Raw genomic sequence first — 13,192 nt, 5'->3', positions numbered from 1 at the left:
AGACGTCGACGAACAGGACGGCTGCCATAAATTCAACGGCCGCAGGGAGATGACCGCTAGGCCCGTGAAGCTTACGGAGCAACTCTAGCGGCAAGAAACTCTCGAGGAGTCGACCGGTTTCTTTCACAACCTCGTTCCTCGTGGTCGCACTAGAAAGTGGTCAAGGGAGCGCCAAATAAGCCAGCTTTCCACGGCCTTCCGACATCGGCTACCCAAATATTCTCCAAGCGCGCTATCCTATCAACGTTTTCGCAGGAATTCATCGAATCCCCCGGCGCTGCAGTTTGGGGCCTTCGGATCCCGGCGCTTGCTGCAGGCGCCAACGAGGCGTCGGATATCTGGGTGGATGGATGTTTTTCGCAGACCAAAGAATAGCTTACGGGTCCATCTAGCAAAGGTGGTAACCGGAACGGGACGGGCGACGTCGACCAAAAATCAACTACACAAGCCCGCAAAAGCCGCTAGATTGGCCGTGCAACTACAGCGTTTAGCACCCTTTCAGGGGAGTGTTATGCCGCGAGACCAGGACGAGGGCAGCCTCGTAGTCTGCGAGGGCATTGAGAGGCGCCGGGTCGATCACCTTTGCTCCATATTCCGAACGAAAGGCAGTTAGCAATGCCTGTGGGTGGGGGCTGGACACGGACTCGGGAACTGCTTGGATCTCGCAGGGCTTTGAACGACTGGTCCATCGTGTACGCCAGGCTCCTTTGGAAAAACATTTTGATGTAATTGTTATTGGCAGCGGCTACGGCGGCGCGATTGCGGCCGCGACGCTTGCTGGCCGCGCGGAGAGTGGAAAGGCGATCACCGTTGCAGTGCTCGAGCGGGGGAAGGAATATCTTCCAGGCTCGTTCCCGAATGGCTTGGGCGAGTTGCCAGGGCACATCCGGCAGGACCACAACAAGGAGGGCCTCTTCGACATAAGGCTCGCGGGAGAGGTGACCACGGTAGTCGCAAACGGGGTGGGCGGCGGCTCACTGATCAATGCCGGCGTAATGGAAATGCCGGTGCCGAGCGTTTTCACGAACGGCTGGCCAAGCGAATTAAAGAACTTGTCGACCTGGATGCCGTTCTTCGACCGCGCGCGTAAGTTGGTCGGTGCCAGCGTCAATGGCGCTCCCAACACGATAGTCGAACACGTTGACGGTGTACCGCAGAAGTTTCAATCAATCCGTGCTATCGCGCCGTCCGGGAGCTTTCGTGCTGCCGCGATTACGGTCGCGATGAAGGACTCGACGAGTTCAGGGAATGTGAACCTCAAGAAGTGCGTGCGTTGCGGCGATTGCGCTACTGGCTGCAACTTCGGTGCCAAGAATTCGCTCGACGTAAATTTGCTTATGCGCGCACATCAAGCCGGCGCAGAAATATTCAGCGGCGCCACCGTGCTCAGTATCGAGAAGGAAGGCAGCACCGCGTGGGTCGTCAATAGCGTGTACACCAACGCCAACCTGCGGAAACGCGATGGCGAGGTGCTAAAAATACGCGCACGCAGAGTGGTGCTGGCTGCGGGCACGCTCGGATCAAGTGAGATACTGCTACGCTCGCGGGAGCGCGGGTTACAATTGTCTTGCATGCTCGGCAAGCGCTGCTCAACTAATGGAGACATGCTGGTCGTTGATTACGCAACTAACGCGAATGTCAATACGGTGGCCGATGAAACCATCAAACCATCTTCCCGCGAGATCGGCCCGACGATTACCGGTGTCATCGACCTGCGTGCGACGGCTGGCATCGTTATCGAGGAAATGTCGGTGCCAGCAGGGTTACGCCTCGCCTTCACCGAGACCTTCGCCACGGTCAATATGTTGCACGGCCTCGCCGAGGCGGATTGCGCCAAGCATGTCCAAGGGTTTCCTTCCAACGACCTCTACGTTGTGCCTGCCTCGCGCGTTAAGCATTCCGCACTCTACGCTGTCATGGGCGATGACGACGCGGCCGGCAGCATCGAGATTAACGGTGATTTGGCGGCGGCGGATCAAGACGGTATCGCGCGACTCCGCTGGGATAAACTGCAAAACCTGCCGTTGTTCGATGCGCAAGTTAAGACGCTTACCGGCCTCACGAAGGGCACGGGTGGGCGGGTGATTCCTAATCCCGTTTGGAAGTTGCTTCCTGCGGGAATGACCTGGTTGCTCAAGGAGCAGCGAGGGCCGCTCACGACGGTGCATCCGCTCGGCGGGTGCGCGATGGCCGACACGGGTGCGGCCGGCGTCGTCGACCAAATTGGCCAGGTTTTCTCGAGCAGCACCTCCAGCGGCGTGCATGATGGCCTTGTTGTACTCGACGGTTCGATCATTCCAACTGCACTCGGTACAAATCCTGCGCTGACAATCGCGGCCGTGACGCTCCGCGCTGCCGAGGCGCTCGCGGTTCGGTGGGGCTACGCTGAAGGTTCCCCGCCCACAGTCGGTGCGCCGCTAACCCGGCCTGCATTCCGTCCTACCGACGCAATCGACGTGGTAGCGCAGCCGGCGGTAACCGAGGTCGAAATCATAGAGCGGCTCGTGGGGCCAGTAAAATTTAGGACGAGTGGTGGCAAGGCAGAAACGCGAGTCGTCGAATTGACCCTGCGCTTCAACCCAACGAGGCTCGCCCAGCTCACGCCCAGCAATGGTGGCAATCCCACCGTCCAAGTCGCAACCAATATGTCGGAGTTCATGGTCCGCAGCAGGATCCGGATCTTTCCAAAGCCCGAGTGGGACCTGCTTGAGAACGGTTGGACGCCACCGCGTTCACTCGAACAGAAGCTGGACGCGATCGCCTGCTTCAGCGCACCCCTTACGGGTAGCTTGCGGATCTTCGAGCGGCAGAAGTCCTGTTCGATTGCCCGAATATGGAGGGCAGGCAAAGCATGGGTCTTGAACCGCGGATTACGTGACACCTATCAAGCGATCGTCGATGGCGACGGCGGGCCAAGCCTATTGTCGCGGATAAAGTCTGGTCTCGCAATTGCAAGCCGCTCTGGCGAGATCCGAACGTTCCGTTACGACCTCACGATTGGTACGCCTGACCCCGGTGCCAAAATCGCCCTTGATGGCACTAAGATTGCCGGGATCAAGACGTTCACGTACGAGCGCCGCTGCAATCCTTGGCGCCAGCTCATGGAAGTGGCTCTCGAGACCTTCCCCGGGCTGAGCGGTGGCCCCGCTGAACGTTTGTTGAAGCTGGATGTACGTTACCTCGCGCGAATAGGCGTGCCCCTCTTTCGAATCACTCGTCAACGCGATGGCGTGAGCGCAATTGGCGAACTTGTTACCTTCCTCGGCTACGTTGCACGTCTGCTGCTGGGTCTGCATATCTGGAGCTTCCGCGCGCCGGATAAGGACGTCGACCCGGTGAACGATGCCTTGAACCTTCTGCCGCCGCTCGATCTGCGCCTTTCTGGCGGCGGCTCCGTAAAGGCGGATATCCACCGCATCCCCATTGCTGCTGAGGTGCCGGCCGGAGGTGGGATTGCGGTGCCGGGCGAGGTTCGGCTCACCCGGTACCCGAATCCCGGTAACAAGAAGCGCCCCGTCGTGATGCTTCATGGCTACAGCGCGGGCGGAACGACGTTCGCGCACCACGCGGTGAATCCGAATCTTGCCAGCTACCTGTGGGAGGCGGGACGCGACGTTTGGATCGCCGACCTGCGAACTAGCTCCGGTCAGCCCACGACCGCGACAAAGGCCTGGAGCTTCGACCAAATCGGCAAGGTGGACGTACCGGCCGCACTGCTCGCGGTTTCCCGAGAGACGAACAACAGTAAAGTCGACGTGGTCGCTCATTGTATGGGCACCGTCGTTTTCAGCATCGCGGTGCTCGAGGGCATGGTGGACGGTCTCGTGGATCGGGCGGCCTTCACGCAGGTCGGGCCGCTCGTCGTGTTCTCGCCCGCGAATATCTTTCGTGCTTATGCGATGCGATATCTCATCGATTTTTTGCCGGACAGCTACAGCTACAGCTTCAATCCCCCGAAACCGACGCTTGCCGATGACCTCTGGGACCGGCTGCTGTCAACGTTACCCTATCCCGTCGAGGAGTTCGATCTCGAGAACCCGCTCTGGCCATGTAAACGAACGCCTTGGACACGCACACGGCATCGTATGGACGCGCTTTACGGCCGGGACTTCAACCTGGTCAACATGGAATCGGAGATGCTTCGCTTTATCGACGAGCACTTCGGCGCCCTAAGCCTGAAAACTGTCTCGTCGGTTGTCCATTTTGCGCGTTACTCGATGATGACCAATTTTGAAGGTCAAAACAAATTAGTCTCACGTCCGCTGTTTGGAAGATATTGGACCTTTCCGACATTCAGCGTTCACAGCAGGGACAACGGGCTTTCTCACGTTTCAACCGTCGACCGGATGCGACAGATTCTCGACGACGCTGGGAGCAACTACCTCACGCCGTTCATAAATAAGGGCGCAGGCCACCAGGATGCGCTGGTTGGAACGACGAGGCACGAGACGTTTGGGGAGATCAAACGGTTCCTGAACGCCAACATCGCGCCGAACCCACGCACGCCCAGCGGAACGAAAGTAGCCTTGCCACCATGGATCGGCCCGATCATCACTGAAGAGCGGCCGGATAAGCCGACACTGGTCGTCCGCGTGGGGGCAGCGCGTTCGGTCCGGGAGGCGGAAGCCGTTCTGATGCTCCGCATCGACCTTGTCGGCAACCATATTTTCAGGCCTGATGACCACACCAAGGAGTGGGATCTAGCATATATCATCAACCATATGGCGGTCTTGACGTCGCCCGAGCTCGAGAAAGGATGGGTCGCGTTCGAAGCTCCACTTCCGTCACTGATGCCCGGCTATGATCCCGACCATCCTGGCAATGCGTTGTTGGTGTTGATGGTCTATGACGAACCTCCATCCCTACCCCCGCAAATAATTCGCCTTCTTTATTACTTCGCCGACAGCGGTCGGCGAAAGGTTTATTGGCTGCACCCAAGTGGTCCCGCTGACGACCCGCCCATCGAGACGAAGTTTGACTTCCATCGATCTGAAGCAATGGCCGATGCCGCGCGGCGCGCGCTCATCCCTTACAACCCCAGTGTAAAGTCAGGAGCCGCCGGACGGGGCACGCCCCCACCCCTTGTTTACCGTGGGATTGAGCGGCGCACGGACGTCTCCACCCACGGTACGGCGCTGTCCGAGGCTGCCGACATGACCTCGATGTCAATGTCGTTTGGCTATGCTCCGGAAGGAGAGCCGGTCCACGAGAGCATGATCGGGGAGGATCTCCTGGACGGCGTGATCCCATACGATCCGCCGTCGGAACCGCCCGAAGTGCCAATACCGGGCGGCACGAGCTTCGCCTTGGCGTCTTGTCAATACCCGGCCGGCTTCATTGATGATCCAGCCGCGTATCGCTCATACAGCGAGATCGTCAGGCGCGTCGATGAAGGTACCGGGATCAAGCCGCGGTTCGCTCTGTTTGTGGGCGACCAAGTGTATGTCGACCCCACGGCCGGGCTCTACGATCCGACTGTGAAGGATGGTCGATATCGTTTGCCCTACGAGGCGTGGCTGCGCAAGCAGGACGTTCGCGGCATACTGCGCCGCATTCCATCGTTCATGCTGCTCGACGATCACGAGATCGACGATAACTGGGAGCCGATCGCCGTTCCCGACGACCGCGAGAATGCAGGTAAAAGGCAGAAGGGATTCGATGCCTACCAGAAGTACCAGCGGGGCATGAATGGCGGACTCGAAGAATTCGACTTTGATGGCTTTCATTTTTTCCTGCTTGACACGCGCAGTAAGCGGAGCCGCCGCAAGGCGGGTAGCGGCCTCCCGAGAGCCGAGCTGTTCGATCCGATGACGATGGGCAGGCTGAAGCAGTGGTTGTGTCACAGCCCGGCTCCGAAGTTTGTCGTGTCTCCAGCCATGCTCCTTCCTCGTCATCGGCGGGCGATTCAACGTGATTCGGGGCTTGACCCGTCGAACCTGAGCGCCTTGCATTCCGATGGCTGGGACGGATATCCAGGTTCTCTCCGCGAGGTGTTGGCCTTCATCGCGGAGCACAAGATACAGGGCGTGGTCTTTTTGTCGGGCGACGAACACCGCGGGTGTGTGGCAACGGCGGAATTGCGCGAGAGGTCGGGCGCCCTGATTACCCGAGTGCACTCCATTCATACCGCCGCGGTCTACGCGCCATACCCGTTCGCAAACAGCCTCGACGAAGACACAGTTGCCAGCGAGACGATCCCTATCGTAGGTCCCGGCGGAAGCTACTGCTACGACTGCGTCGTCAGCACAAAGCGGCCAATACCCGCCGGCGACGGTGCCACATTCTTATCCATTCGATTCGATGGGACGGCTTGGCAACTGGTTGCTGAGTTTGCCAATGAAACAATAAGGCTCTTCCTCTAAACTTTTAGAGGCTTCTATGAAGTCGGGTGTGAAGGCGTCATTGAGCAATTCACAGTTTAAACAATGGCTAAATACGATTCGCCGTGGAAGGAAGCAGGACTGCACCCGCACTAAACCAAGCGCATAGAATTCGCGATCGCGTCTGGATATTGTTGGCATTGCCGTTCATATTGGCGCGCGTGTCTCCCGCGCGTTTTCCATACTTCGAGACGAAGCGCTGAAATGGACCCGCGGAGCGGGACCGGTTGAACCGGTTTGTTAGTTGGAAACGGATCGCTCCTGATCCCTTTCTATCACGCAGCCAGAGACTCTCTCTGCTGGAATTGCTGTGGGCATGTGGTCAACGCGTCAGCGTTGTCCACCATGTCCACAGCCTGCGCGGCCTGCATCCGTTCGCGCCAGACCGCCATCGGCGTGCGATAGCCGAGGGACTGATGAAGGCGACGATCGTTGTAGAAGGCGATCCAGCTCGCGATCCCTGCCTTGGCCTCGCGGCCGTCGGCATAGCCCTTGAGATAGATGTCCTCATGCTTGAGCGACCGCCACAGCCGCTCGATGAAGACATTGTCCATCCAACGACCGCGGCCATCCATGGAGATCTTGATCCCTGCGCCCACCAACGCGCCGGTGAAGGCCACGCTGGTGAACTGGCTGCCCTGGTCGGTGTTGAAAATCTCCGGCGTGCCGTACGTCGCCAGCGCCTCTTCCAGAGCCGCCACGCAGAACGAGACGTCCATCGTATTCGACAACCGCCACGCCAGAACCGCACGGCTCGCCCAGTCGATGATGGCGACGAGATAGAGAAAGCCGCGGCCGATGGGCAGATACGTGATGTCGGCCGCCCACACCTGGTTCGGCCGGTCGATCGTCATGTTGCGCAGCAGATAGGGATAGATCTTGTGGCCCGGCGCCGGCTTTGTCGTGTTCGGCTTCGGTCCCAGCGCCGCGATGCCCATCTTGCGCATCAACCGCTGCACGCGCTTGCGATTGACCTGAAGCCCCTCAGCCTTCAGCATCGCGGTCATTCGCCGCGAGCCCAGGAATGGCCAGGCGGTGAACAGCTCGTCGATCCGCTGCATCAGGGCAAGGTCGTTGTCGTTGGCCGGCTGTGGCGGCCGGTAGACCCCAGAACGGGCGATGCCAAGCAACATGCATTGCCGGCGGATCGACAGCGCCTGGTCGGCGCGATCGAGCATTCCTCGACGGTCCGGCGTGCTCATCTTCCGGACCTCCGCGCTAAAAAATCGCGCTCGACTGTCAGTTGTCCAATCTTGGCGTGCAGCTTCTCGATCTCGCGTTCGCGCGTTTCCTCGCTCTCGCGCCCGACACCCGCGTCAAAAGCCCGGGCCGCCTGGTCCAGCAGCTGCTTCTTCCAGGCATAGATCTGGTTCGGGTGAACCTCATAGCGCTGGGCCAGATCGGCCACCGTCGCCTGCTCCCGCACCGCTTCCAGCGCGATCTTTGCCTTCAACGCCGCGTCGATCTTCCGTCGTGTCTTCTTCGTCATCATGCCCTCCGTCTATCAAACGGAGCGGCCCTTTTCCAACTTAGCCTCTGGTCCCAAAACCGGGGTCCATTTCAGCGCTGCTGCGCTTTGACGGAAACACTCAGCGGCGGATCGAATTGCTAGATCGTCATGCTCTCGCGGAGTTCGACGCCTGACTTCCGGTAGCGAAGCGGCGACACGCCTCATTGAGGTCCATTCAACGGGGCATAGCAGACCCGAGCTTACGTTGAGTCCTTCGCATTTTGACCCACCTCAGACGCTAGCAATTCATAGCCCGCAAAAAAGCCCCGGCGAGCCGGGGCTTTGGTTTGCACAGACTGGAGCGATCAGTATCTCGCCGCGATCGGAGCCCCGTAACCACCAAAGCGATAGTTGAACCGAACGGTGACCATGTCCACGTCCTGGCTGATCCGGTCGTTGAGTACCGCCGCAAGGCGCGGATCGACCACGGAGAAGGAGTTATTTGCGTGCCCCATCCACAGGTGGTCGTACTCAACACCGACCGACCAGTTGGGCGTGAAGCCATACTCAAAGCCGACACCCAAGGTACCGCCCCAGCGCGTATTATCCGCCGAGACCAGACCGATCCCGGTGGTGTTGTCGAATATAGTCAAGCGATTGCTGGTCACAGCCGCACCGCCCTTCACATAGAGCAGCGCCGAATTCCAAGCCCAACCGAGTTGCCCGGTGAACAGACCGATGGCGTCAGTCTTTGCCGTGGTTGAGAGCGTCGGATTGAACAGGCTCACCCGCGTGTTCTTGAGGTCGGCCCAATCGCCTTGGGCTTCCAATCCGAACACAAACTGACTGGTTTGCCAGCGATATCCAATTTGCCCGCCGACGACGCCTCCCGACCGATCACCGCACCCGCTCGCGACCGTGCCAAGGGCAGTTACGAAATCCACGCAACTGTGGCTTTGGCCCCAACCGCCGTTGGCACCGATGTAGAATCCCGTCCAGTCATAGATCGGCGCGACCACCGGGGGCGGCGCCTTGGTGTAGGGACGGGCCGCCAGATCAGCCGCCGACGCAGGGGCGGATAGACCCACGGCCATCATCCCGGCCGCGGCAATCAGAAGCTTTTTCATTACGAGAAATCTCCCCAGAAAGAAGTTCAAAAAAGGCACGACGCCCACCTGAGGAATCAACGCTATCCCGTTCGCCTGAAGGTTGATGTAGCTAAGCTGCAACACTCAGCGCAGATATCTAGCGGAAATTCTTTATATATATTAAGAACTTGCTGGGAACCAAATGCACGTCAACGTGCATATTACGGGACTGTAGATCGCGATCGGGGCTTCCGGTCGCCGTTCGACTGTTGCATGGAACCCCGGCGCGAACCGGCGTCACAAGCCTGTGGCATGACCATTGCACAATGCAGGACGACTGGGATTTCAGCGCTCAGTTAGAGAATAAGCGCTGCCGGGACGCTTATTTCGAGCCCGGCGACGCTTCACTTCCTTTCGCTTGCGCCATCACTACGACGCATCTTGTTTCGACGAGCGGGGTATTCGGCGCATGACTTACGACACGGAAACAGTACATATGCTCCGCGACGTTCTAGACGACGTTCTTTCCAGTCCGTCATTCACTCGTCAGCAGCAGCGATCTGCGGTGGAAGTTGCCGAGCGCGTTCTCTTACTCGCTTCCCAAGGCGAGCGTGAACCGATCAGGATCAAACGACACCTGCTAAATGAGTTTTTGGCATCCGCTGCCAGCGAAGCCAACCGGGGCCGCCCCCTTCGCCTGATCGACGGTGAGCCTGCTAGGTGACCAAGTGCCGCTGGTAACGCCCAGCCGGTTCGATCGTGTCTGCCATGCCACCACTGCCGCTCATCGGAGCATTCCCTGCCCCCTGGCAGGTCGGCTTATGGCCCTTAGCGACAGAAGTTCATGTCCGCTCGCATGTCGGCGACCGAGGCAAGAGCGGACTCGTTGTGCTCAACGTGAGGTTTGTCGCTCGTGACCCAGAACGGACCTCGCGCCGTTTTGGCTTAGGTGCGGACATCAAGAATTTTGCACCAGAATTGCGGTCGAACAATTCCAACGGGTTGCGCAGCGGCGTCGTTTGTTGGTGGGTTGCGTCGCCGCATCAATGCGTTACCACGATGAAATCCGTGTCTTTTCCGGTCTCATGGCTAAATCCGTTGTCGGAAATAATCAATGAAGAGGCCGGCGTCAGAAGTTTAGAGATCCTCTCAACCGTATCCTGAGGTATTTCGATGCGGTTGAGGACAGCGTTGGCCTGATCGGGCGACGGTACCGATAGGGCGGTTTGCTTCACGGGCGCCTCGCGCCCTTTCGTGGCACCCTCGATGCGAGGAAATTCGTCCGGAATCGACACGACGGTCCAGCGAATAGCCGTTCCCTCGTTCTGGAATTCCATTGCGGTAAACACGTGTGTTCCCAGCGGCTCCTCCGAATTTTCGATCTTGACCGGGACATCAAACAACGGCGTGAATCCCTGACGCACGAACAGCTTGCTCAACTTACGACTGACGAAGATGGAGATTGGGACGATTTTTTTTGGCGCGCTTGCAGCGGGAACCGAGCCCGGCACCTGGAGACTGGCGGCTTCCGGAGTCTCCGCGTTTGACACCAGTGATCCCTGCGTTGCTGCGGCTGTACCGATGCTCTTGGTTGCGACGGTGGCAGTCTGGAATTCCGACGAAGCGGACGCGGCTTTCGCTTGAAAAAGATGCGGATTGGTTATCTCGACCGGCTGGACATCACCGTGCGCAATGATCACGCGCGTGCCGCGCTTCGTGAGATGCCAGAGTCGAACGGCAAAATCATTCTTCAAACGGATGCAGCCGTGTGACGCCGGATGCCCAGGCACGACACCGGCGTGCAACGCTATCCCTGACCAGGTGATGCGTTGCATGTAGGGCATGGGTGCGGCGCTATAAATATTTGAACGGTGCCATCGTTGTTTGCTGATAACGCTGAACACGCCGAGGGGCGTAGGATGCCCCTCCATTCCCGTGGACACCGAAGAGCGTGCAATCAGGGCGCCGTTGTCAAAAAGCGAGACTCGTTGGTCTGCTATTGAGATGATGATCTGGAGCGGGCCCTTCGGAAGGGGCTCGGGCGCGGTTTCAGAGTTTGTCTGCCGGTGGTGGTGCTTGTGAGCGTATTGGCCCGGCCAGAACGTGTGTTGGGGTTCAAACAGAAATTGAGCGTGTACGATCCCCGCAGGGAGCATGAAGATGGCGAATACAGCCGTTGTTATCGCGCGCTGCATTGCTCGTAATCCCTGAGCGAACATCGCCCGGTCCAATAGGCACGATTCCATCGTTTCGAAACGATGCGCGAAGCCGACGCCTGATGCGTCATCCCGACCAGCGCGCCAAGCCTCTCCTTCAAATCTGGTCGCAGTGGGTCGAAAATAGGACCGTACTCACAATTACGGTGGGAGTTGCCGTTGAGACGGGCGCAATTGCTTGTGATCGGCGCGTTGCAATCGGGCAACATGTTTTGGAGAAATTGACGAGCGGCCGTTTGCGCCATTGCGCGACCCACATTGATCCCAAGAATGAGCCTCTTCGCATGCTTGGCTTTTCTACACGGCTCCGGCGGAGCCTATGGAGGCGACGGCATCATGAACCCGCGGCGATTTGCGATAGTGGCGCCAACGTTTTGCGGGACGGTCGTTCTCGCGGGGGGGATCGTTGGCTGGCTGGCTTCGGTTCGGCCGGCACCGAGAACGCCCGCGCAGTGCCAATCGAGGACCGCGCAGCATCTCTCGCCGCCACCGCTCGGCTCGCGGATGAACCGCAGGCAATCGCAATGGCCAACGCCGTTGTCGCAAACACCGTTGTCGCGAACGCCACTGTCGCTAGCACCGAAGTGGCGACGGCCGCCGAACCCGCGGCAGGGACGACCACCGACACGACGGCGGTATCGGATAAGCCGGAATCGATCGTCGCGTTGCCCGATCCGTCGCAGATGCTGTCGGCCGATTTACCGCCTGTGCAGGAATCGGTGGGCTTGGGCCACCGTGATGTCGCCCAACCGGCGCCGACAAGGTGTGGTGCATCCGGCGGTTCCTCCAACTCGGGGCCGCAGGATTTTCGGTATCTCATTTGTTATGTCTGGTCCGAACTGCCGCCTGCCGAGAAGCCGGCTGCGATCGTCTTGCGTTCGTTCAAGGACATCCCGGTCGGAACGCCGGTGGAAGAGATCAAACGCGCGTCCGACGCTTTCGGTCTGGATTTCACTTTCATGAAGGCGGTGGCTAAGGTCGAGTCCGGTTTCGACCCCAAGCAACGCACCGGGTCGTATATCGGACTGTTCCAGCTGAGCAAATACGAGTTCGGCAAATTCGGCTCCGGAGACATTCTCAATCCCCGCGATAATGCCGTTGCGGCAGCCTACAAGGTCATCATCGAAGGCATTCTGTTTCAGTGGGTGACGCACAGGGAGCCGGACTTGAACGATCTCTACCTGATCCATCAGCAGGGCTGGGAGGGCGCCGCGGAGCACCTCAGCCAACCCAAGCGCATAGCCTGGAAATCGATGTGCGCCACCAGCGAAGGCAGGGAGAAGGGCGAAAAATGGTGCAGGCGCGCGATCTGGCGCAATACGCTTCCGGCCGTCAAAGAGGCGTGGAAATCGGTGGAGAAGCTAACGTCGGAGGCGTTCGTCGGAATGTGGCGCGAGCGGGTTGCTCATTTCTATTCGAAATACATGACCACCGCCACCGCCACCGCCGATGCCGAGCGGGCGCACCAGTAAATTTCCGTTGAGTGTTTGGCAGGAGTTGCCGCACCCGCGGGCCGAGCGGGGCCTCACCGCCGCTGGTCGCGCGGATGCACTTTACGTCGTCAACGACGCGCTCGGGTCGTTCCTGCTGCGCGCTAGCGAGGTGATCGATCAGGTGCCGATGTCTGCTTGCGCTTCGCACGCGGCGATATGAGGGACCACATCGTTTCCCACAAAAACGACCACGGAGCTTCGTATGGGCGCTACGGAGCATTGCAGTGGTGGAGCTGGCTAAAATCAGCTTTTGCGAGATTTTCGGCGTCGTTCAGCTTTCGACTTTTGCAACACTATCGGCCCTTCGGCGACATGCAGATCTCGCCTTGTGTCCGCTTTGCGCCCAAGAGCGGCCCTCCCTTCTGGCCCATCGCTGACGTGCAACCCAGATGTTTTCAGATCCGCTAAACGCATCAAAAGGGACGTCGGCCATCGACCGACTTCTTTCATAACATCTCACTTGCGAATCCGCTCGTGGACGCGAAGCGGACATCTGGCGAGATAGTCGACAACGGCTAAGGACCAGAAGGCGAAGCCTGATTGATCTTGGGCAGGCGCATCAGGG

The 13,192-nt window shown here is 59.2% G+C and carries 5 protein-coding genes; 2 read left to right on the top strand and 3 right to left on the bottom strand.

The window, feature by feature from the left end:
• The first annotated feature begins 707 nt into the window (after positions 1–707).
• Positions 708–6,362, top strand: coding sequence for an alkaline phosphatase D family protein (locus ACFLEY_RS40055; RefSeq protein WP_060910343.1), 5,655 nt, complete (start codon positions 708–710; stop codon positions 6,360–6,362).
• A gap of 293 nt (positions 6,363–6,655) precedes the next feature.
• On the opposite strand, the gene ACFLEY_RS40050 is transcribed toward ACFLEY_RS40055, so the two are convergent.
• From ACFLEY_RS40050 to ACFLEY_RS40040, 3 genes are all read right to left on the bottom strand, one after another.
• Positions 6,656–7,869, bottom strand: a protein-coding gene (locus ACFLEY_RS40050) for an IS3 family transposase (protein WP_396604971.1) whose coding sequence is annotated in 2 segments (ribosomal slippage) — positions 6,656–7,593 and positions 7,593–7,869 — 1,215 coding nt in all. Because the reading frame shifts where the segments join, the coding sequence is not laid out codon by codon here.
• A 326-nt stretch (positions 7,870–8,195) separates the two neighbouring features.
• Complete coding sequence (locus ACFLEY_RS40045) at positions 8,196–8,957, bottom strand: outer membrane protein (RefSeq protein ID WP_028176054.1); 762 nt, start codon at positions 8,955–8,957, stop codon at positions 8,196–8,198.
• A gap of 1,004 nt (positions 8,958–9,961) precedes the next feature.
• Positions 9,962–11,137 carry a L,D-transpeptidase gene (locus ACFLEY_RS40040; protein WP_396604408.1) on the bottom strand — a complete coding sequence of 392 codons (1,176 nt, stop codon included), beginning with the start codon at positions 11,135–11,137 and terminating at the stop codon, positions 9,962–9,964.
• A 521-nt stretch (positions 11,138–11,658) separates the two neighbouring features.
• Here ACFLEY_RS40040 and ACFLEY_RS40035 point away from each other — a divergent pair.
• Complete coding sequence (locus ACFLEY_RS40035) at positions 11,659–12,606, top strand: transglycosylase (RefSeq protein WP_396604407.1); 948 nt, start codon at positions 11,659–11,661, stop codon at positions 12,604–12,606.
• The last annotated feature ends 586 nt before the right edge of the window (positions 12,607–13,192 follow it).

Origin of the sequence: Bradyrhizobium sp. YCK136 (assembly GCF_044570075.1) — a bacterium.
Lineage (GTDB): Bacteria > Pseudomonadota > Alphaproteobacteria > Rhizobiales > Xanthobacteraceae > Bradyrhizobium > Bradyrhizobium diazoefficiens.
The sequence above is the reverse complement of the archived record's forward strand: the minus strand, read 5'-3'. Positions and strand labels throughout refer to the sequence as shown.